The sequence below is a fragment of the Afipia felis ATCC 53690 genome, assembly GCF_000314735.2.
Taxonomy (GTDB): domain Bacteria; phylum Pseudomonadota; class Alphaproteobacteria; order Rhizobiales; family Xanthobacteraceae; genus Afipia; species Afipia felis.
On the sequence record NZ_KB375270.1, the window covers coordinates 2,415,266 to 2,436,452 of the forward strand.

The 21,187-nt window shown below is 62.6% G+C and carries 24 protein-coding genes; 9 read left to right on the forward strand and 15 right to left on the reverse strand.

The genetic code is table 11. From position 1 onward, the window contains the following. Positions 1–336: 336 nt before the first annotated feature. On the forward strand, positions 337–1,998 hold the full coding sequence (locus tag HMPREF9697_RS11405) for an MFS transporter (protein WP_002717371.1): 1,662 nt from the start codon (positions 337–339) through the stop codon (positions 1,996–1,998). A gap of 99 nt (positions 1,999–2,097) precedes the next feature. Here the strand turns inward: HMPREF9697_RS11405 and HMPREF9697_RS11410 are convergent, their stop codons facing one another. Both HMPREF9697_RS11410 and HMPREF9697_RS11415 read right to left on the reverse strand, forming a co-directional pair. After that, complete coding sequence (locus HMPREF9697_RS11410) at positions 2,098–2,658, reverse strand: hypothetical protein (RefSeq protein WP_002717372.1); 561 nt, start codon at positions 2,656–2,658, stop codon at positions 2,098–2,100. A 24-nt stretch (positions 2,659–2,682) separates the two neighbouring features. After that, positions 2,683–3,306 (reverse strand): 2-hydroxychromene-2-carboxylate isomerase, encoded by a 624-nt coding sequence (locus HMPREF9697_RS11415; RefSeq protein WP_002717373.1) that lies wholly within the window; start codon positions 3,304–3,306, stop codon positions 2,683–2,685. Between the two features lie 293 nt (positions 3,307–3,599). Here HMPREF9697_RS11415 and HMPREF9697_RS11420 point away from each other — a divergent pair, with 293 nt between their 5' ends. The 5 genes from HMPREF9697_RS11420 to HMPREF9697_RS11440 all read left to right on the forward strand — a co-directional run bounded on the left by HMPREF9697_RS11420 (position 3,600) and on the right by HMPREF9697_RS11440 (position 6,156). Further along, positions 3,600–3,953, forward strand: a complete 354-nt coding sequence (locus HMPREF9697_RS11420) for an AtpZ/AtpI family protein (protein WP_002717374.1) — start codon at positions 3,600–3,602, stop codon at positions 3,951–3,953. A gap of 67 nt (positions 3,954–4,020) precedes the next feature. Beyond that, positions 4,021–4,770: a F0F1 ATP synthase subunit A gene (locus HMPREF9697_RS11425; RefSeq protein ID WP_002717375.1), complete on the forward strand. Its 750-nt coding sequence runs from the start codon at positions 4,021–4,023 to the stop codon at positions 4,768–4,770. 47 nt (positions 4,771–4,817) lie between these two features. Further along, a complete protein-coding gene (locus HMPREF9697_RS11430; RefSeq protein ID WP_002717376.1) occupies positions 4,818–5,045 on the forward strand; it encodes a F0F1 ATP synthase subunit C in 228 nt (75 codons plus the stop codon). Between the two features lie 66 nt (positions 5,046–5,111). Beyond that, positions 5,112–5,666: a F0F1 ATP synthase subunit B family protein gene (locus HMPREF9697_RS11435; protein WP_002717377.1), complete on the forward strand. Its 555-nt coding sequence runs from the start codon at positions 5,112–5,114 to the stop codon at positions 5,664–5,666. 4 nt (positions 5,667–5,670) lie between these two features. Beyond that, on the forward strand, positions 5,671–6,156 hold the full coding sequence (locus HMPREF9697_RS11440) for a F0F1 ATP synthase subunit B family protein (protein ID WP_002717378.1): 486 nt from the start codon (positions 5,671–5,673) through the stop codon (positions 6,154–6,156). A gap of 114 nt (positions 6,157–6,270) precedes the next feature. Here HMPREF9697_RS11440 and HMPREF9697_RS11445 read toward each other — a convergent pair whose 3' ends face one another. The 12 genes from HMPREF9697_RS11445 to coxB all read right to left on the reverse strand — a co-directional run bounded on the left by HMPREF9697_RS11445 (position 6,271) and on the right by coxB (position 17,172). After that, the gene (locus HMPREF9697_RS11445; RefSeq protein WP_002717379.1) at positions 6,271–6,960 is read right to left on the reverse strand and encodes a hypothetical protein; all 690 of its coding nucleotides are present in this window, start codon (positions 6,958–6,960) and stop codon (positions 6,271–6,273) included. Between the two features lie 126 nt (positions 6,961–7,086). Then, the gene (locus tag HMPREF9697_RS11450) at positions 7,087–7,674 is read right to left on the reverse strand and encodes a GNAT family N-acetyltransferase (protein ID WP_002717380.1); all 588 of its coding nucleotides are present in this window, start codon (positions 7,672–7,674) and stop codon (positions 7,087–7,089) included. Positions 7,675–7,763: 89 nt separating this feature from the next. Further along, entirely contained in the window at positions 7,764–9,053 is a 1,290-nt protein-coding gene (locus HMPREF9697_RS11455) for a M16 family metallopeptidase (protein ID WP_002717381.1), read from the reverse strand. Beyond that, positions 9,053–10,468 carry a threonine synthase gene (thrC, locus tag HMPREF9697_RS11460; protein WP_002717382.1) on the reverse strand — a complete coding sequence of 472 codons (1,416 nt, stop codon included), beginning with the start codon at positions 10,466–10,468 and terminating at the stop codon, positions 9,053–9,055. Before thrC ends, HMPREF9697_RS11455 begins: the two co-directional genes overlap by 1 nt. Positions 10,469–10,592: 124 nt before the next feature. Further along, on the reverse strand, positions 10,593–11,345 hold the full coding sequence (locus HMPREF9697_RS11465; RefSeq protein WP_002717383.1) for an SURF1 family protein: 753 nt from the start codon (positions 11,343–11,345) through the stop codon (positions 10,593–10,595). After that, positions 11,342–11,743 (reverse strand): DUF983 domain-containing protein, encoded by a 402-nt coding sequence (locus tag HMPREF9697_RS11470; RefSeq protein ID WP_002717384.1) that lies wholly within the window; start codon positions 11,741–11,743, stop codon positions 11,342–11,344. The genes HMPREF9697_RS11465 and HMPREF9697_RS11470 overlap by 4 nt, the downstream gene beginning before the upstream one ends. 135 nt (positions 11,744–11,878) lie before the next feature. Beyond that, positions 11,879–12,736, reverse strand: coding sequence for a cytochrome c oxidase subunit 3 (locus tag HMPREF9697_RS11475; protein ID WP_002717385.1), 858 nt, complete (start codon positions 12,734–12,736; stop codon positions 11,879–11,881). Between the two features lie 55 nt (positions 12,737–12,791). After that, positions 12,792–13,409, reverse strand: coding sequence for a cytochrome c oxidase assembly protein (locus HMPREF9697_RS11480; RefSeq protein WP_002717386.1), 618 nt, complete (start codon positions 13,407–13,409; stop codon positions 12,792–12,794). A 1-nt stretch (position 13,410) separates the two neighbouring features. Further along, a complete protein-coding gene (locus HMPREF9697_RS11485) occupies positions 13,411–13,578 on the reverse strand; it encodes a hypothetical protein (protein ID WP_002717387.1) in 168 nt (55 codons plus the stop codon). A 7-nt stretch (positions 13,579–13,585) separates the two neighbouring features. Further along, positions 13,586–14,527 (reverse strand): heme o synthase, encoded by a 942-nt coding sequence (locus HMPREF9697_RS11490; RefSeq protein WP_002717388.1) that lies wholly within the window; start codon positions 14,525–14,527, stop codon positions 13,586–13,588. Positions 14,528–14,636: 109 nt separating this feature from the next. Continuing rightward, positions 14,637–16,262, reverse strand: coding sequence for a cytochrome c oxidase subunit I (ctaD, locus tag HMPREF9697_RS11495; protein ID WP_002717389.1), 1,626 nt, complete (start codon positions 16,260–16,262; stop codon positions 14,637–14,639). Between the two features lie 64 nt (positions 16,263–16,326). Continuing rightward, entirely contained in the window at positions 16,327–17,172 is an 846-nt protein-coding gene (gene coxB, locus HMPREF9697_RS11500) for a cytochrome c oxidase subunit II (protein WP_002717390.1), read from the reverse strand. Between the two features lie 423 nt (positions 17,173–17,595). Here coxB and HMPREF9697_RS11505 point away from each other — a divergent pair, with 423 nt between their 5' ends. From HMPREF9697_RS11505 to lepB, 3 genes are all read left to right on the forward strand, one after another. Next, a complete protein-coding gene (locus tag HMPREF9697_RS11505; protein WP_002717391.1) occupies positions 17,596–18,138 on the forward strand; it encodes an invasion associated locus B family protein in 543 nt (180 codons plus the stop codon). 127 nt (positions 18,139–18,265) lie between these two features. Next, the gene (gene tldD, locus HMPREF9697_RS11510; RefSeq protein ID WP_002717392.1) at positions 18,266–19,693 is read left to right on the forward strand and encodes a metalloprotease TldD; all 1,428 of its coding nucleotides are present in this window, start codon (positions 18,266–18,268) and stop codon (positions 19,691–19,693) included. Beyond that, complete coding sequence (gene lepB, locus HMPREF9697_RS11515) at positions 19,690–20,457, forward strand: signal peptidase I (RefSeq protein ID WP_002717393.1); 768 nt, start codon at positions 19,690–19,692, stop codon at positions 20,455–20,457. The genes tldD and lepB overlap by 4 nt, the downstream gene beginning before the upstream one ends. Positions 20,458–20,466: 9 nt before the next feature. Here lepB and HMPREF9697_RS11520 read toward each other — a convergent pair whose 3' ends face one another. After that, positions 20,467–21,051, reverse strand: a complete 585-nt coding sequence (locus tag HMPREF9697_RS11520) for a PAN domain-containing protein (protein ID WP_040308245.1) — start codon at positions 21,049–21,051, stop codon at positions 20,467–20,469. Positions 21,052–21,187: the final 136 nt, after the last annotated feature.

Consider the following 21,187-nt stretch of genomic DNA (forward strand, 5'->3'; position numbering starts at 1 on the left):
CGCGCGACTCGCTGCCCTCACCTTCGGCATCCCGGGATGGCGGGCTGGGTTACGCTCAAGCTTGCACAGCAGGCGACGACATTGCGGCGATTTGACACGACCTGAAAAAACGCTCGGCGGAACAGCATCATGATGGCACGCCGCATAACGAGCGAGGGGGAGCGCGCTTCGCCAAAGTCTAAAGTCTATAGCACGATATATTTTCGCGCCGATTAGAGTGAACTCACTGGTACGATATATTTCCGATGGCCAGGTGAGAACTCATTGCGATGTGAACCGGCAGAAGAACGGTCCGCGCATAAGACTATTTGCTAAATGAGACATTGGGAGGATTAGATGACTACACTCACCGCCGCCTCACCGCGCAGCGGAAGAATGACCAAAGACGAACGCTTCGTGATCTTCGCGTCTTCGCTCGGCACGGTGTTCGAATGGTACGACTTCTATCTTTACGGCTCGCTCGCTGCGATCATCGGCGCACAATTCTTCAGCGCCTATCCGCCCGCGACGCGTGACATCTTCGCGCTGCTCGCCTTCGCCGCGGGCTTCCTCGTGCGCCCGTTCGGCGCGCTCGTGTTCGGCCGTATTGGCGACCTCGTCGGCCGCAAATACACCTTCCTCGTCACCATCCTGATCATGGGTCTTTCGACTTTCATCGTCGGACTGCTGCCCAACGCCGCGACGATCGGCATCGCGGCCCCGATCATCCTCATCGGTCTGCGTCTGTTGCAGGGTCTGGCGCTCGGCGGCGAATATGGCGGCGCGGCCACCTACGTTGCCGAACACGCACCTCCCGGCAAGCGTGGCTACTACACCTCGTTCATCCAGACCACGGCGACGATGGGCCTGTTCCTGTCGCTGCTGGTGATCCTGTTCACCCGCACCATCGTCGGCGAAGCAGACTTCGCTGCCTGGGGCTGGCGCATTCCTTTCCTTGTTTCGGTCGTGCTACTGGGCGTATCCGTCGTCATCCGGCTGAAGCTGAATGAATCGCCGATCTTCCAGCGCATGAAGGAAGAAGGAAAGAGCTCGAAGGCTCCGCTGACGGAAGCGTTCGGCAACTGGAGCAACGCCAAGCTCGTCCTTATCGCGCTGCTCGGCGGCGTGATGGGCCAGGGCGTCGTCTGGTACACGGGCCAGTTCTACGCGCTGTTCTTCCTGCAATCGATCCTCAAGGTCGACGGCTACACCGCGAACCTTCTGATCGCGTGGTCGCTGCTGCTGGGCACGGGCTTCTTCATCGTGTTCGGCGCGTTGTCCGACAAGATCGGCCGCAAGCCGATCATTCTCGGAGGCTGCCTGATCGCCGCCCTGGTCTACTTCCCGGTCTTCCGCATGATCACCACCCACGCCAACCCGGCGCTGGAAAAGGCGATCGAAAACGTGACCGTCACGGTCAAGGCCGATCCGAAGGCCTGCGGCGATCTGTTCAACCCGGTCGGTACCCGCGTCTTTACCGCACCCTGCGACACGGCCCGCGCTTTCCTCGCACAGTCGTCGGTGAAGTACTCGACCGTCACCGCGCCGGCCGGTTCGCCTGTCGCAGTGTCGATCAATGGCAAGGACGTTCCTTACACCAGTGCGAAGGACTCCAACCCGGCGATCACCGCGGCCCTGCTGGCAGCGGGTTATCCGAAGGCCACCGACGCGGGCATCGTGAAGATGTCGAACCCGTTCGACATCTTCCGTCCGCAGGTTGCAGCCGTCATCGGCCTGCTGTTCCTGCTCGTGCTGCTCGTGACGATGGTTTACGGCCCGATCGCGGCGATGCTGGTCGAACTGTTCCCGACCCGCATCCGCTACACGTCGATGTCGCTGCCCTATCACATCGGCAACGGCTGGTTCGGCGGCCTCCTGCCGGCAACTGCATTCGCCATCGTGGCCTCGACCGGCGATATCTATGCCGGCCTGTGGTACCCGATCATCTTCGCGGCGATCACCGTCGTCGTTGGCGTGATCGCGTTGCCTGAAACCAAGGACGCCGACATCACGAAGTAACCCGCCGCGACTAGACGCGTCGGCAAGGCGGCCGCGGAGCAATCCGCGGCCGTTTCTTTTATGCAACCAGACTGAGGTGCACGGCGCACCGTTCGTCGCTCAGATATTTTCCGAAATCTTTTTCTGGACGCGGGCGGCGATGCCAACGAGATGCTGCCAGACACGGTCGAAGGCTACCGTGAGCCTGCTCTGCGAAGACCCGCGCGACTCGACGGCGGCATCCTTGTTTGTCCCGGCGTCTGCGGATTTTTTACTCGCCTCGCTGTTTGCCGCAGGATTTTCCGGAGCATCCTTTTTCAGTGAACCGCTCTTGTTCAATGAATCGCTTTTGGCGAGCGGCTCATCGATCTTGCCCTTTACCGTGTCATCGCGGCGCGCGAGCTGCGCCTTGAGCGCATCGACCTGCTCTTGCAGGTGTCCGATCTCCTGATCGAGCGCGGCGCGCTCGTCGGGCACGACACGGCACGTCCAGCCGCCCTTGCGGGTACAGATCGACACCGCGCCGGTGCGGGTGTCGAGGCGCAGATAACCATTATCGATCGCGGACAGCGTGTAGCGGCCGTTTTCATCGGCAGGCGGATTTTGAGCGTGCGCGACATTCACGGCTGCAAGCAAAGCAACGGCCGCAGATCCGGCGCAGATGATCCCCTCAGTCCTCATACGTTTCGCGTCCCGCACGTCGCCTCACACTTCCGCGCGATACGGCGCGCGGCCCGACGTCAACGCATCAGCAAGCAGATCGATGCGGTCCTGTCCCCAGAAGACTTCGCCATCGAGCACATAGGCGGGCGAACCGAACACGCCGTGCGCGATGGCATCCTGACGATTCTGCTCATAGGAGGCTTCGACCTCCGCCGACTTTGATTGCTCGATCAGCGCCGTACCCGGCAGGCCGGATTGATCCGCCAACGCCACGACCGTGTCTGGATCCGCGAGATTGAGTTCATGCACCCAGATGCCTTCAAATACGCGCCGCATGAACGGCTCCGGATTTGCGCCCGATGCGGCGATCACGATCGCCGCGCCGTCGGCCAGCCGTGCGTTGAAAGGCCAGTATTTCGGCTGCAGATCGAAATTCAGCCCCCGCTTCTCACGCCAGCGCTGCAACTCGACCATACGATAGCGTTGCCGCAGCGGATGACGCTTGGCGAGCGGCAGGCCGCCAGTCTCGGAGAACAGCTCGCCGAGAAAAACTGGTTTGTAATCAACGTTTAGGCCGTGGGCGGCGACAAGATCGAAAAATGCCTTGTGGCCGATATAGGCCCAGGGCGACTGAAACGAAAAGTAGTACTCAACGGACCTGGCCATACCGACACCGCCACGGAATAGGACGGTATCCCAACAGAGCGGACACGCCTGCGCAAGGTCATCCACGATACTTGCATGTCACAGCAACCGCGACGTTTGGACGGCTCTATTTTCCATATGTTTTTCAATGCGTTATTCGACATATGCAACCGTCGCCCAATCTTGACTTGCCAGAAGGCCAACAGTATGGTCCGCGCGGTTTCAGGGGTGTTTGGGACGCTTTTTCCGAGATCTCGCGGCGTACAGGACAGGGTGTCAGCGCAAGCAGGCACGTCGCAACGGGCGCGAAGACGATGGACGAAAAAGACAAACCATCTGCCGATGAAGCCGCGCTCTCCGCAAGGCTTCACCATCTGGAAGACCGGCTTTCCGAAACCAGGAAAGACCGAAATCTCCAGACAGGTCAGTCGGACGGCAGGGATGGAAACGCCTCGGCCAACGCATCCGCGATGGCACGCGGTTTCCGCCTCTCATCCGAATTGATTGCAGGCGTTCTTGTCGGAGCGGCCATCGGCTGGGGTTTCGACCGTCTGCTGTCCACGTCCCCCTGGGGACTGATCGTGTTCTTCCTGCTCGGCTTCGCGGCCGGCGTGATCAACGTGATGCGGGCGGCGGGCGTGGCGAACAAGCCGGCGGACCGCCAATGATGCGCGGCATCGCCTGATCGATTGAGACAGCGCCGGCCGTGCCGGCATTTGAGAAAGACGCTTCGGAATGGCCGATCCGGTTGAACAATTCGAGATTCACAAGATCTTCTCGCTGGGCCACATCGGCGGCCAGGAGATCGCCTTCACGAATTCGTCCCTTTACATGTTCATCGCCGTCGGCGTGATCGCGCTCTTGATGCTCGGCGGCAGCGCCGGCCGCCGCCTGGTGCCGACCCGCTTCCAGTCGGTAGCGGAACTGTCCTATGAATTTGTCAGTAACATGATGAGGGAAAGCCTCGGCGAAGAAGGCATGAAGTTCTTCCCGCTGGTGTTCTCGATCTTCATGTTCGTGCTGGCGGCAAACGTAATCGGCGTAATCCCCTTCACCTTCAGCGTCACCAGCCACCTGATCGTGACCGTCGCTCTGGCGCTGATCGTGTTCCTCACCGTTCTGCTCTACGGCCTCTACAAGAACGGCTTCAAATTCTTCAAGCTGTTCGTGCCGAGCGGCGTGCCGATCTACATCCTGCCGCTGATTACCGCGATCGAAGTGATCTCGTTCCTGTCGCGCCCAGTGTCGCACTCGGTTCGTCTGTTCGCCAACATGCTGGCCGGACACATCACACTGAAGGTGTTCGCGGGCTTCGTCGCCGGTCTCGGCGCGCTCGGCGCCACCGGCATTCTCGGCGCGACGCTGCCGCTCGCGATGACCACCGCGCTCAGCGCGCTCGAGCTTCTGGTGGCGTTCCTGCAGGCCTACGTGTTCGCCATCCTCACCTGCATCTATCTCAACGACGCACTTCACCCCGGTCACTGACCGGATCGAGTTCTACCTAACACCAGCATCCAAAAAGGAGTTTCACCATGGATCCAATCGCAGCAAAGTACATCGGCGCAGGTCTCGCCACCATCGGCATGGGCGGCGCCGGCGTCGGCGTGGGCATGATCTTCAGCCAGTTCCTGAACGGCGCGCTGCGCAACCCGTCGGCCTCGCAGGGTCAGTTCGCGAACCTGATTTTCGGCTTCGCCGTGACCGAAGCGCTGGGCATCTTCTCGCTGCTCGTCGCGCTGCTCCTGCTGTTCGCTGTCTGATCTTTCGCACCGGCATTAACGCGGGCTTTATCGTAGGGCCCGCGTCGATTCCTTGAGGAGACATCTATGGCCGAGAGCCATGCAACGGGGACGACCGCGCATACCGAGGTTCCGATGAACCACGGCAAGCCGGAGTTTCCGCCGTTCAACAAAGACACCTTTGCTTCGCAGTTGGTGTCGTTCGCGGTCGCGTTTGCGTTGCTTTACGTCATCGTCTCGCGATTTGCCCTGCCGCGCGTCGGCGGGGTGATCAAGGCCCGCGAAGGCACGATCGAAAAGGATCTGTCCGAAGCCCAGGCGTTTCGCGACGAATCCGACGCCGCGCTGAAGGCTTACGAGGCCGAGCTTGCCGAGGCCCGTTCCCGGGCGCAGGCGATCGGTTCGGAAACCCGCGACACGCTTGCCGCGCAGTCCGAGGCGGAGCGCAAGGCACTCGAGATCAGCCTCTCCGCCAAACTGGCCGAGGCTGAAAAGACCATCACCGCGATGCGCGAGAAGGCGATGGGCAGCGTCAAGACGATCGCCACCGACGCTACGGCGGCGATTGTTCAACGTCTTTCGGGCGTCACTCCGGACAACCAGACCATCGACCGCGCGGTCGATGCTTCGCTGAAGGGTTGAAGCGATGCTGCATGAAGCAGAATTCTGGGTTGCAGTTGCCTTCGTCCTGATGCTGGCGATTTTCGGTTATTTCGGCGTCCACCGCGTGATCGGTGCGGCGCTGGACAACCGCAGCGCCCGCATCCGCAAGGAGCTCGACGACGCCCGCCGCCTCAAAGAGGAAGCACAGAGCCTCGTCGCCGAATATCGCGCCCGTCGTCAGAGCGCCGAGCGTGAGGCGCAGGAGATCGTCGCCGCCGCCAAGGCGGATGCCGAACGGATCGCCGTCGAAGCCAAGGCCAAGATGGAAGATTTCGTCGCACGCCGCACCAAGTCGGCCGAAAACAAGATCGCTCAGGCCGAGACGCAGGCAGTCGCCGACGTCCGCGCCGCCGCTGCCGAGGCCGCCGCTGCAGCCGCAGCCAGCGTGTTGTCGCAGACGGTCAAGGGCGATGTGGCCAACGGCCTGATCGAGAAGAGCATCAAGGACCTCGGCTCCAAGCTGAACTGAGCGTTCCCCACATCAGAGATAAAAAAGGCCGGTCGAAAGACCGGCCTTTTTTTGTTTTGTGAACTTGCGTCATTGCGAGGAGCGCATGCGACGACTCTAACCCTGTCAGCTCGCTTAATGCTTGCGGCCACGTGCGCGCGCGGCGGGCTTTTGCCCGGCCGGATCGAAGCCGATGTAGAAGATGTAGTTATCGCCGGTGTCTCCCGGCGGCACCGGATAGATGATGTCTTCGACCACGGTGCTGAAATCGGTGTAACCCGCGTCGCCGGACAATGCGACCGAGGTCTGGAACGCCTTGGTGAAGATCACCTTGGTCGTCACGCCTTCCTGCATCACCGCGACGCGCATCGGAATGTCGACCGTCGGCGGCGCGCCTGCCGCACCGGTGATGATGCGTCCCTGGATGCCGACGCGGGCGTGGATCTGCCCGCCGCTCAGGGTGCAGTCACGTGCGGTGCGCAGGATCGAGGCCTGATAGCGCAGGTCCATGCCGCTCGCAGGCTTGCCTGGAAGTCCTACCGCCAGGGTCGATGCGCCGAAGCGGACGTTCACCGGCGGACAGGTCGGCTCGTTGTTTTCGGGCGGCGGCGGCGCCTCACCCACCGCCTGCGACTTGGAGCCGAAAATCTGGCTGAACCGGCTGCCGATCGACGGACTGCTGGCGGGCGCCGAATCGGCGCTGGCACTTGAGCCGCCAAACATACTGCCGCCGCCACAACCCGCGAGCGTCACGCTCAGCAAAGCCGCTACGAGCAAAGGTGCACGATTGCGAACGCGCCCGCCATGAGGAAACTGCTGCGTCATTGCCGTTCGATATCCCCCGAAGTCCTGAATTCGGTCGCTTATAACAGGCCGATCGCGGCGAACCCAAGGCATAAGGCATAGTGCGAGCCTGAGCCGCGCCTTGGCCGCCCGGCATCCGCCTGCCCATCAGCCGACGAAATCGTCCTCCAGCAGCCCGTACAGATAATGGTCCTGCCAGGAGCCGTTGATGCACAGATAACGCCGCGCCACACCCTCGCGGATGAAGCCGCATTTCTCCAGCACCCGCGCCGACGCCAGATTGCCCGGGATGCAGGCGGCCTCAACGCGATGCAGATGAAGTTCGCCGAACAGCGTCGGCAGCAGCACCCGCAACGCCGCCGTCATGTAGCCCTGCCCGGCATAGGGCTCGCCGATCCAGTAGCCGACGGTGCCGCTCTGCACGATGCCGCGCCGGACATTGGCCAGCGTCACCGCGCCGAGAAGCCTCTGGTCGCTCTCACGGATGATGATGAAAGGATAGGAGCGGTCTTCGGTGATGTCTTCGGTATAGCGCCGCAACCGGCGGCGAAATCCCGCACGGGTGAGATCATCGGTGGGCCAGATTGGCTCCCACGGCGTGAGATAGGCCCGGCTTGTCTGCCGAAGCTCCGACCATTGTTCGTAATCCGACATCGTCGGCGGACGCAGCCAGAGCCCACGCGCGCGTGGCATCAGCACCGCGGGCAAGGTAAGAGGCAACCGGAATAACGCCATGGCCACTCTCTTTTCATTGCATCGAGGCGGACACGCAGCCCGCTCGAGCGAAGCATTCGATCAAAGCGTCTCGCGACGTAGAGAGCGCATCAATGCAGAAGCGCCCTCGCCTTCGGTCCCGACAATCCTTCCGCAAACGCAACCGCCTTGTCCAGTCCCCGGCCGCTGCCGAGCGCCACCACCGCCGGACGGCTGCGAGCCAGCAATGCCCGCGCCGCATCGCGGGCGGATTCCACACTGACATTGTCGATCCGCGCGATCATTTCATCGACGCCCAGCGGACGGTCATAGGCGAGCACATGACGGGCCAACTGCTCGGCGCGCGCGCTGCAGCTTTCCAGCGCCATCAACAGCCCCGCCTTCATCTGCGCCTTGGCGCGGGCAATTTCAGCTTCCGTCAGCGTCTCGACCGCCGCGTTCATCTCGTCGACGATGACTTCCATCATCTCCGGCGCGTCGGTCGGATCGGTGCCCGTGTAGAGACTGAAGAAGCCCGTGTCGGAGTAAGGCTGGTGGAATGTGTAGATCGAATAGCAAAGCCCGCGCTTCTCGCGCACTTCCTGAAACAGCCGCGACGACATACCTCCGCCGAGAATGTTGGTGAACACCTGCAGGCTGAACAGCGAGGGATCGGATTGCGGGATACCTTCGAGCGCCAGCGTCAGATGCGCCTGTTCTAGATCCCGGCGCACTACGCGCGAGCCGCCCTTACCGAACGACGCCGGCACGGATTTCGGACCGGCCTCGGCACCGAAACCTGCGAACCGCTGTTCGACATCGGCGACGATCCGGCGATGATCGACCGCGCCCGAAGCAGCCACCACCATGTCGGGGCCGCGATAATGCGTGGTGAGATAACCGCGCAGCTTGTCGCGGGTGAAGGTCGCAAGCGTCTCCGGCGTGCCGAGCAGCGAGCGCCCCATCGGCTGGTCGGGATAGGCCAGCTCCCCGAGATATTCGAACACGGCATCGTCCGGCGTATCCATCGCCGCGCCGATCTCCTGCACGATGACGCTTTTCTCGCGCTCCAGCTCCTCGCTGTCGAAGGAGGGATTGGCCAGGATGTCGGACAGCACGTCGATCGCGAGCGGCACGTCTGCCTTCAGCACGCGCGCGTAATAGGCCGTGCTTTCCGAACTCGTCGCGGCATTGAGATCGCCGCCGACCGCTTCGATCTGCTCGACGATCTCGCGCGAGGTGCGGCTCGCGGTGCCCTTGAACGCCATATGTTCGAGCAGATGCGAAATGCCGTGCTCGTCGATTTTCTCGTCGCGGCCACCGACCCCGGTCCACACACCGAGCGCTGCCGTTTCCAAATGCGGCATCGCATCGGTGACGACGGTGAGCCCGGAGGGAAGTTTGGTGATTTCGACGGCCATCAATGAACCTCTTGCTTGGCGACCCGGCTCGCCGACAGCACGAAGGCCTCGACCGCCGCCGGATCGTTCTTCATCACGGTGATGTGCTCCTTGCGGCTCATCAGTCCTTCGAGCCACACCGGCAGGCCGGGGCGCATGCCGCAGGCTTCCTCGACCGCATCGGGGAATTTCGCCGGATGCGCGGTGGAGAGCACCACGTTCGGATTTCTGGAATCGGCACCGTCGCGCTCGGCCACCGCCAGCGCCACTGCCGTGTGTGGATCCACGAGGTCGCCCGCCTCGCGGAATGCAGCGCGGATCGTCGCTGCGACTTCGGTCTCGTCGGCGCGCCCTGCCTCGAAATCGTTGCGGATCGCGTTAAGCACATTGCCCGGCAAAGAGAAGCGGCCGGACTGCGCGAGCGAGGCCATCAGGCCGCGCACCAATGCTGCGTCGCGCCCGCTCGCCTCGAACATCAGTCGCTCGAAATTGGACGATACCTGAATGTCCATCGATGGCGATTGCGTGGCGTGGACTTCGCGCACCTCATAGAGTCCGTTCTGCAGCGTGCGCGCGAGGATATCATTGATGTTGGTCGCGACCCGCAGCTTGCCGACCGGCAGGCCCATGCGCTTGGCGACATAGCCCGCGAAGATGTCGCCGAAATTTCCGGTCGGCACCGTAAAGTCGATCACGCGCGCGGGTGCGCCGAGCGCAACCGCCGAGGTGAAGTAATAGACCGTCTGCGCGACGATGCGCGCCCAGTTGATCGAGTTGACACCCGACAGCGACACGCGGTCGCGGAATGCATGGTGGTTGAACAGCGCCTTCACGATCGCCTGGCAATCGTCGAACGTGCCTTCCACCGCGAGCGCGTGGACATTCGCCGCGCCGGTCGTCGTCATCATCCGCCGCTGCACTTCGGAGACGCGACCGTCCGGAAACAGCACGAACAGATCGACGTTCTCGCGATTCTTGAACGCTTCGACGGCCGCGCCGCCGGTGTCGCCCGAAGTCGCAACCACGATGGTGGTGCGCGCGCCGCGCTTGGCGAGCACATGGTCCATCAGCCGCGACAGCAACTGCATCGCCACGTCCTTGAACGCGAGCGTCGGGCCGTGAAACAGTTCAAGCGTAAACTGGTTGGTCCCGCTCTGGTCGAGAGGCACCACTGCCGGATGGCGGAAGGTCGCGTAAGCCTCATTGGTCATCCGGCCGAGATCGGCATCGGAGATTTCACCCGCGACGAAGGGGCGGATCACCTCGGTCGCGACCTCCCAATAGGGACGACCGGCAAAACCGGCGATGGCGTCGCGCGACAGCGTCGGCCAGACCTCCGGCACGTAGAGGCCGCCGTCACGGGCAAGCCCGGTCAGCATCACATCGCAAAAGCCGAGCTTGGGGGCCTCGCCCCGGGTCGAAAGATAAGTCGTCAACGGTGCCTCCAAAGGAGCGGGGTTCCGCAAGCCTTTGACAAGATTGTTAATTTTATCCACATCGGGTGGAATTCCGCACCTTACCGGCTGGCTTTCCTCCCGACAAGGAAGCGAAATGATCGCCTCAGGTCCGCTGTTTGCCGAACAGCCAGAAGCCGAACGTGCCGAACACGGCGAGCGCGAGGCCGAACCAAGTGATCGCGTATTGTAGATGGTTATCCCGCAACTTCGGCACCAGCGCGCCCGGCTTCGGCACGCCTTGCGCGGGCACCGGCGTTTCGAGGTCGATGTAGAACGGTGCGACCTTGCCCCAGTTCAGCGCCGCGGCGATGCGAGGGACGTCGCGCACGAACCAGAGCCGCTTGGGCTCGTTTTCGTGGGCGGTGAAAAGCCCCGCCTGCTCCGGAAAGCGCAGATAGCCGGTCAGCGTCTCCGGCTTGCCGGTCAGCAGCGGCGCGACAGCGCGGTCTTCTTCAGCCCGGCGCTGCATATCGTTCGGCACATAGCCGGCATTCACCACCACCTGTTCGCCGTTCTCCGTCCGTGCAGGCAGGAAGGCCCAGGCGCCCGGCGTTGTGACGTCACTGCGCACCGCCGAGCTCGAGGTGTAGATCATCGCGTCGGGCTTGTTCTCGAAGGTCGCGGTGAAGCGCACGCGGCGGAATTCATCGTGGGTGGCATCCAGTTTCGACCACTCAGCAGACGGCGGCAAAAGCACTGGCTCTGCTGCCAGCCGCTCGTTGAGGGCGGCGATCAAAGCGTGTTTCTCGTCGCGGCGCTCGAGCTGCCAGAACCCGAGACCCGTGAGAAGCGCCGTCATCGCCAGCGCGAACACGGTCATACCAATGACGCCGCGTCCACGCGCCGCCATGCTCATGCCTGATCCCGCTTCACGAGCTGCCCTTCGGCGGCCTTATGGTGATATTGCAGAGCAATCATGAGCGCCTTCATCGGCCGGAGCGGCGCCAGCGTCACCAGCAGGATCAGCGGCAGCCACAGAGCGGCATGAACCCAGAACGGCGGCTGATACTTCACCTCCACGATCAGCGCCGCGCCGACCACGAGAAATCCTGCAATCAGAATGATGAACACGGCCGGCCCATCGCCGCTATCGATGAAACTATAATCAAGGCCGCAATTCTCGCAGGTAGGCCGCAGCGACAAAAATCCGGCGAACAGTTTCCCCTTGCCGCAACGCGGGCAGCGGCAGCGCAACCCGGCGGCGAAAGGCGAAATCGCCCCGGTGGCAGGTGATGAAGGCGGCAATTCGGTCATGGGTGCTTTATGACAAAAAGGTGCGGCAAAGTCTCGACGAAAGGCTGTGAAGCGGTGGTCCGGCTCTGGCGAACGCCGACGGCTTCATAAAAAAAGCGGCCCGGAGGGGCCGCTTTTCTCTGCAAGTGATGCCGATCAGTGGGCCGCGTGGGCCATGGTCTCCGCACCATGTCCCCAGACATAGATGCAGATGAACAGGAACAGCCACACCACGTCGACGAAGTGCCAATACCAGGCAGCGAACTCGAAACCGAGATGCTGCTTTGGCGTGAAGTGGCCCATATAGGCGCGTACCAGACAGACGATCAGGAAGATCGTGCCGACCAGAACGTGGAAGCCGTGGAAACCGGTCGCCATGAAGAAGGTCGAGCCATAGATATGGCCGGCGAAGGAGAACTCCGCGTGGCTGTATTCGAAGCCCTGCACGAAGGTGAAACACGCACCGAGCAGAACGGTCAGGATGAGACCCCACTTCAGGCCCTTGCGGTCGCCTTCGAGGAGCGCGTGGTGCGCCCAGGTCACGGTGGTGCCCGAGGTCAGCAGGATCAGCGTGTTGAGGAGCGGCAGGTGCCACGGATCGAAGGTCTCGATCCCCTTCGGTGGCCAGACGCCACCGAACAGCGCATCGCGGGTGAACTGTGCAGCATCGCCCGGAAACAGCGCGGCATTGAAATAGGCCCAGAACCACGCAACGAAGAACATCACCTCGGAGGCGATGAACAGGATCATGCCGTAGCGGTGATGGAGCTGTACCACGCGGGTGTGGTCGCCCTTGTACTGCGCCTCGCGGATAACGTCGCCCCACCAGCTCGCCATGGTGTAGAGCACGCCGATGGTGCCGATACCGAACACGATCGGAGCGGCGGCATACATGTGATGCATCCACGAGATCGCGCCGACCGCCATGACGAAGGCCGAAAATGAACCGACGAACGGCCAGGGGCTCGGATCGACAAGGTGGTAATCGTGATGTTTGACGTGCCCGCCAGCCATTTCGTTCTCCGTTTGCGGTGCCGGTTGCCCGGCGCTCGTATCAATTCACTCTAGTTTATAGGTTACTTTTGCGCTTGTCCGGCTCCGATGCCGCTACCGGCTTCGGCTCGGGGTTCTTCACCGGATAAAAGGTGTAGGACAGCGTGATGGTGTTGGTGCCGTCCTGATCGGAATCCTGCAGCATCGACGGATCGACATAGAACACCACCGCCATGTCGCGCTTTTCGTGCGGTGCGAAGGTCTGCTCGGTGAAGCAGAAGCAGTTGATCTTGGTGAAATACGCCCCGGTGGTCAGCGGCGTCACGTTGTAGCTCGCCTGCCCCGTGGTGGTGCGCGTGGACTGGTTGGTGACCGAATAATAGACCGTCGCGACTTCGCCGATCTTGACCCGAACTTCGTTCTGCTCGGGAACGAACTTCCACGGCAGCCCGCCCTGGATGTTCGAGTCGAAGCGGACAGTGACGGACCGATTGGTGATATGAGTCGGCGCCGAAGCCGCCACCTGGGTGGTGCCACCGAAGCCCGTGGCGCGGCAGAACCAGTTGTAAAACGGCACCGCCGCGTAAGACGCACCGACCATCAGCGCGACCACGAACCCGCAGATCGTCGCGACGAAAACGTCACGCGACATGCGCGGCTTACGGGGCGGTGTGGTTGGGGTTTCGTTGCTCATGTCACATCGGCCGAATCAGAACGGCCGGTCCCTTGACCAAGGTCACGGCGAAGAACAGCACCACCAGAATTCCGAGCGCCAACGCGATCGCGATCGACCGCTCCCGCCGTCTGCGCTTCTGCGCATCCGTCAGCACGATCCCTTCTTCCTGGCGAGGCTCGTTGTCCATCCATGCCCTACCAGACCATTGCCATCAGCGCGTTCGCTGCAACCTCGAGGGGCAGCACCGCGAACAGCAGAAACAGATACAGCAGCGAAAACTTGAATAGCGCACGCGCAGCACGGTTTGCTTCCGTGCCGGTGCGGCGACGATAGACGTTGATCGCAAGCCACAGCATGCCCGCGCCGAGCACGACCGAGGTAACGCCATAGGCCACGCCGAAATAGCCGAGCGGCCAGGGCGAGATCGCAACCGCGACCAGCACGATGGTGTAGAGCAAAATCTGCAGCCGCGTCGCATCGGGTCCGGCCACCACCGGCAGCATCGGGATGTTGGCGCGCGCGTAATCGTCGGAGCGGAACAGCGCCAGCGCCCAGAAGTGCGGCGGCGTCCACAGGAAGATGATGAGGAACAGGATGATCGGCTGCGGCGCGAGCGATCCGGTCGCGGCCGCCCAAGCCACCACCGGCGGCAACGCGCCTGCCGCGCCGCCGATCACGATGTTCTGCGCGGTCCAGCGCTTCAGCCACATCGTGTAGACGACCACGTAGAAGAAGATCGTGAAGGCGAGCAGCGCACCGGCCAGCCAGTTCACCAGAATGCCGAGCGTCGCAACCGAGAAGATCGCAAGCGTGATACCAAAGGCGGCGGCTTCTGAGGAAGAAATCCGGCCACGCGGAATCGGGCGATTGGCGGTGCGCGTCATCAGCGCGTCGACATCGCGCTCGTACCACATGTTCAGCGCGCCGGAGGCTCCGCCGCCGACGGCGATGCAAAGGATCGAGGTGATGGCGAGAACCGGATGCAAATGGCCCGGCGCGATCACGAGCCCAACGAGCGCGGTGAACACCACAAGCGACATCACCCGCGGCTTCAGCAGCGCGATGTAGTCAGAAACGCCCGCCTCGGAAATGATGAGAGGGGAATATTCGACCGAATGTTGCTCGATGACGGACAAGTCCGAACGACTCCTTGGATAGCCCCTGTCCGCCACGGCCACGCCATGACGGCGAAGCTATGGCGGACAAGTTACTGGCGCGCCGTGCCTTGCGGCACGGCGGCGCGGATTACTGAATTCGAGGCAGCACCTCGAACTGATGGAACGGAGGCGGCGACGACAGCGTCCACTCCAGCGTCGTAGCGCCCGGCCCCCACGGATTGTTGCCTGCCGGAATCTTGCGGGCGAAGGCTTCGATCACGCCGTAAAGGAAGATCAGAACGCCGAAGCCCGCAATATAGGAGCCGATCGACGAGACCAAATTCCAGCCGGCGAAAGCGTCAGGATAGTCGATGTAGCGGCGCGGCATGCCCGACAGACCCAGGAAGTGCTGCGGGAAGAACACGAGGTTGACGCCGATGAACATCACCCAGAAGTGCAGCTTGGCGATGGTCTCATTGTACATGTAGCCGAACATCTTCGGGAACCAGTAGTACCAACCGGCGAAGATCGCGAACACCGCGCCGAGCGACAGCACGTAGTGGAAGTGCGCGACGACGTAGTAGGTATCCTGCAGCACGCGGTCGACGCCCGCGTTCGCCAGCACGACGCCGGTGACGCCACCGACCGTGAACAGGAAGATAAAGCCAATCGCCCAAACCATCGGCGCCTTGAACTCGATCGAGCCGCCCCACATCGTGGCGATCCACGAAAAGATCTTCACGCCGGTCGGCACCGCGATGACCATGGTCGCCGCGACGAAGTAAGCCTGCGTCGCGCTCGACATGCCTACGGTGTACATGTGGTGGGCCCACACGACGAAGCCGATGCCGCCGATCGCGACCATCGCATAGGCCATGCCGAGATAACCGAACACCGGCTTGCGCGAAAAGGTCGAAACGATCTGCGAGATCATGCCGAAGCCCGGCAGAATCAGGATGTACACTTCGGGGTGGCCGAAGAACCAGAACAGATGCTGGTACAGGATCGGGTCGCCACCGCCATCGGCCGCGAAGAACGAGGTGCCGAAGTTACGGTCGGTCAGCAGCATGGTGATCGCACCGGCGAGAACCGGCAACGACAGCAGCAGCAGGAACACGGTCACCAGCACCGACCATACGAACAGCGGCATCTTGTGCATGGTCATGCCCGGCGCACGCATGTTGAAGATCGTGGTGATGAAGTTGATCGCACCGAGGATCGAGGACGCACCGGCGAGATGCATCGACAGGATCACGAAGTCGACCGACGGCCCCGGATGGCCGGACGTCGACAGCGGCGCGTACATCGTCCAGCCCGTGCCGGCGCCGAGCGAACCCGGTTCTCCTTCGACGAAGGTGGAGATGATGAGCAGCGCAAAGGAAGCCGGCAGCAGCCAGAACGAGATGTTGTTCATGCGCGGGAACGCCATGTCCGGCGCACCGATCATGAGCGGTACCATCCAGTTGCCGAAGCCGCCGATCATCGCCGGCATCACCATGAAGAAGATCATGATGAGGCCGTGAGACGTCACGAACACATTGTAGGTGTGGTTTTCAGCGAACAGCTGCACGCCTGGATACATCAGCTCGACGCGGATCGCGATCGACATCGCGCCGCCGATCAGACCGGCGATCACCGCGAAGATAAGGTACATCGTGCCGATGTCCTTATGGTTCGTGGAATAGAGATACCGCCGCCACCCGGTAGGATGATCGTGCGCATGGTCGTCATGGGCGTGATCGGTGTGGGCGGGAGTTGCAGCGGAGGAAGCCATTTTCTAATCCTTTGAACTTTGCAGTTCGTAACCTTGCGGTTGCCTTCTCAAGTGTGACGCCGCGTCAGTGCGCGGCAGCCTCGATTGAGGCGAAAGTGCTGTTGCGGGCGGAAGCGAACTTCTTCTGTGCTTCGGCAACCCACTTCTGGAATTCCTCGTCGGTCACGACGCGGATAGCAATCGGCATATAGGCGTGATCCTTGCCGCAAAGCTCGGAGCACTGGCCGTAAAACATGCCGGTGTGTTCGGCCTTGAACCAGGTTTCGTTGAGACGGCCCGGAACGGCGTCGATCTTGATGCCAAAGGCGGGAACCGCGAAGGAGTGGATGACGTCGGCGCCGATCACCTGGACGCGAACCACCTTGTTCACCGGCACCACCACCTCGTTATCCACCGCCAGAAGGCGCGGCTGCTTGTCAGTCGCCATCAGCGAGTCGAACTCGAACTTGCCGTTATCGGGATAAGAGTAGGTCCAGTACCACTGCTTGCCGGTGGCCTTGATCGTGAGATCGGACTTCGGAATGTCCAGCTCGGTGAACAGAAGGCGGAACGACGGCACCGAGATGCCGACAAGGATCAGCACCGGAACGATGGTCCAGACAACTTCGATCAGCGTGTGATGCGTGGTCTTGGACGCGACCGGGTTGGCCTTGGCGTTGAACTTGAAGATGACGATGAGGAGAAGGACGAGAACGAAGAGGACAATGGCGGAGATCAGCCAGAGCAGGAAATCGTGGAACCAGATGATGTTCTCCATCACCGGCGTCGCAGCCCTCTGGAGATGCATCTCCCATTCCTGAGGTTGCCCCATGACTTCGGCTGCCATCGCCACGCCGCTCATGACAAAGGTCGCGGCGACGACGCCAATCCCCTTCAATCCGCGGCTCATCCAGCCCCTCGACAACTTCATGCCGCTCACGCTCCTATATCCATAGCTCCTGAGGCCTGCCGCTCGGCAAACCTCACTTCATCCCCGTCGCCATTCTTTTTAGGGCTGTCAGACCGCAATTAGAACGCGTCGAATTCCCGCTTCTCAAACCATAATTTGATGCCTACCGCAATGTACCTCATTCGCGAGCCAGCGTTGCGGAAATTGATCGCCGGAATCGAGGAAAAACCCAGCCTTTCCGGGGGTCGGACTGGCCCCGCTGGCGGATTGTCCGTTGCAGGCGCATGATCGTCCGTTGTAGGCAGACCGGGCAGTGCGGCGGCGGCCCGATTCGGCCGCTTTTGGCCTTGCGGCGTCGTTTGTCGCCCTGAAGGCGCCGTCATTGCCCTGTCAATGACCCTGAAACGGACGAATGGCTCGAAACCGACTGAGAAAGCGCCCGGAATGAAATTTGTCGACAAGCCCGGCATTCCTGCCGCCCGCCTGCGGGGCACCCTCGCCGCCCTGATCCTGGCGGTCTGCGCCCTCGGTTTCGCCAGTACGACACCGGTTTACGCGCAAGGCGCGGTCAAATCGGTCAGCGGCGACTGGCAGATCCGCTGCGACACTCCGGCGGGCGCCCAGACCGAACAATGCGCGCTGATCCAGAGCGTGGTGGCGGAGGATCGCGCCAATGCCGGGCTGACGGTCATCATTCTCAAAACAGCCGATCAGAAAAACAAATTGATGCGCGTGGTCGCACCTCTCGGCGTGCTCCTCCCCTCCGGTCTCGGATTGAAGCTCGACGACAAGGACGTCGGCCGCGCCGGTTTCGTGCGCTGTCTGCCGAACGGATGCGTCGCCGAAATCGTGATGGACGACAAGCTGCTTGACCAGCTCAAGACCGCGAAAACCGCGACATTCATCATTTTCGAGACGCCCGAGGAAGGCATCGGCTTCCCGCTCAGTCTCAAAGGTCTGAGCGAAGGTTACGCCAAACTACCGTAACCAGACCTCCCCTCGGCGGCTGCGGCACCCTATCTGTGCCTTGATCTTTGACTTGCCGCCATTCCGCCCGGATGCACAGGTTCGCTCGGCGGAACAATTTTGATGTTGCCGACGCGCGGAGCGCCCAATGACCCAACCCCAGTCCACCTCCCTGATCGACCGCGCCGGGCTCGACCGCGACGATGTCCGCAAGGAAATCATCCGCGGCCTCGGTGGTGCCGACGACGGCGAACTGTTCATGGAATACCGCCAGTCGGAAGGTCTCGCGTTCGACAACGGTCGCCTCAAGCAGGCCACCTATGACACCGCACAGGGCTTCGGCCTGCGCGCCGTGAAGGACGACGCGGTCGGCTACGCTCATTCCTCCGATATGTCGCTGTCGGCAATCGCGCGGGCAGCCGACGCCGTCGCGGCGGTCCGTGGCGGCTATTCCGGCACCTTCGCAAGCCCGCCGCCCCACACCAACGTACGATTGTACGGCGACGCCAACCCGCTCGACGGCGAAGCTTTCGAGACCAAGGTGAAGCTGCTCGCCGAGATCGACGCCTATGTCCGCGAGAAGGACCCGCGCGTGCGTCAGGTTTCGGTCAGCCTGGGCGCAACCTGGCAGGTGGTGGAGATCGTGCGTCCGGACGGCGAGAGCTATCGCGACATCCGCCCGCTCGTGCGCGTCAACGTATCGGTGGTCGCCGGTTCCGGCGACCGGCAGGAAACCGGCAGCCAGGGCTATGGCGGGCGCGAGGGTTATACGCGCTTCATCGAGACCAAGGCGTGGCGGACCGCCGCCGACGCTGCGATCCGTCAGGCGCTGCTCAATCTGGAAGCGGTGCCTGCGCCCGCGGGCGAAATGGATGTCGTGCTCGGCCCCGGCTGGCCCGGCGTGATGCTGCATGAAGCGGTCGGCCACGGCCTCGAGGGCGATTTCAACCGCAAGGAGACCTCGGCCTTCGCGGGCCTGATGGGCCAGCAGGTCGCCGCCAAGGGCGTCACCGTGGTCGATGACGGCACCATCGCGGCGCGGCGCGGATCGCTGTCGATCGATGACGAAGGCACGCCCACCAACCGAACCTTGCTGATCGAGGACGGCATTCTCGTCGGCTACATGCAGGACCGGCAGAACGCGCGGCTGATGAAGATGAAGCCGACCGGCAACGGCAGGCGCGAATCTTACGCCCACGTGCCGATGCCGCGCATGACCAACACCTACATGCTGGCAGGCGAGCGCGACCCGGCGGAGATTCTCGCCTCGGTGAAGAACGGCATCTACGCGGTGAATTTCGGCGGCGGACAGGTCGACATCACCTCGGGCAAATATGTCTTCCAGTGCACCGAGGCCTACAGGATCGAGAACGGCAAGATCGGCGCCCCGCTGAAGGGCGCGATGCTGATCGGCAACGGCCCGACCGACCTGCACCGCATCTCGATGATCGGCAACGATCTCGAACTCGATGCGGGAATCGGGACTTGCGGCAAGAACGGACAGGGCGTGCCGGTCGGCGTCGGCCAGCCGACCCTGCGGATGGATCGCATCACCGTGGGCGGAACAGGCGCATGACAACGACGACCACACCGGCGAAACCGCAACGCGGATGGACACGCGCGCTTGGCGAGATCGTGGCTGCCTTCCTCGTCGTGATGGCGGCGAAAGCAGCACTGGCCGAGCCCTTCTACGTGCCCTCCGCCTCGATGGAACCCACGCTTTTGATCGGCGATGCGCTGCTCGCGACGAAGTTCTCTTACGGCTATGGCACCGCATCGTTGCCGTTGAACATCTCTGTGCCGACGAGCGGTCGGGTGTTCGGCAACCTGCCCGAGCGCGGCGATGTCGTGGTTTTCCGCTGGCCGGGCGACACGTCGCAGGCGTGGGTGAAACGCGTGATCGGCTTGCCAGGCGACCGGGTGCAGATGCGCGACGGACGGCTGTGGCTCAACGGCAAGCCCGTGCCGGTGTCCGCCGACGGCTTCGGCGACGCCGAGAACGAAGACGGCGGCACGCTGCCTGCGGCACGCTACACCGAGACGCTGCCCGGTGGACACAGCCACACCTTCTTCAAGCTGCGCACCCACGGCGCGCTCGACAACACCGATGAAGTCACGGTGCCATCCGGCGAACTCTTCGTGATGGGCGACAACCGCGACAATTCCGCTGACAGCCGCGTGCCGGTGGCGGAAGGCGGCGTCGGGCTGCTGCCGGTCGACAATCTGGTCGGTCGCGTCGACACCGTGATCGGCTCATGGGACATCGCCGCCAAGCGACAGCCGATCTGGAACTGGCCATCGGGCCTGCGCCTGTCGCGAACGTTTTCGTCGGTGCAGTGAGAACGAGAGTTAACGCACCACGCCGGAGATGAATCCCGGCTTGCGCCGTGGCGGCTTGATGCGATCCTTCAGATAGCAGCGTGCATCACGGCCGACATAACCGGGTCGCGCGTAGGTCCACGCGCGGCAGCGGTTGTCGGCCTCACACGCCGCCTTGCAGTGATCGCCTTCGGTATCGGCCGGCACCGAAATGCTGCGATAGTCGCCGCCAAAACGATCGGTGGCGATCTCGATCTTGCGGTTGCGTAATTCGACGACGCCGGCACCTCGCACGCCCGAGACGCAGCAGGTGTCCGCGGTGCGACGCGGCACGCCGCTCTTCAGCCAGCAGATCGCGCTGTCACGCTTGGCGGTCGGATAGTTGAAGCTCCATGAACGGCAGCGCCGGTCCCGCTCGCAGGCGAGCGCGCAGGCTGCCGGATCGCCGGACAGAATTTCCGAATGCGCGTAATCCCCACCGGGGCGGTCGAAATTGGCCTGGGCGTGAGCGGGTGACGGCATCGTCAAAGGCATCAGCACCGCAGCCAAGGCAAAAATCGCCAGAAGCTGCGCGGGCCGCAGGAACAAACATCTGAAAGTATGAAATACAGACATGCCAACATGACTTTCAGAAACCGGACCGGCACCGCGGACGGTCCGCCGCGTTGCCATCCAAGCGCGGCTTTCCTGTATCGCAGATGAATGTCAGCGAAGGCGCTGCGCTGCCGCGACGGCAAACCGTCGCAAATCT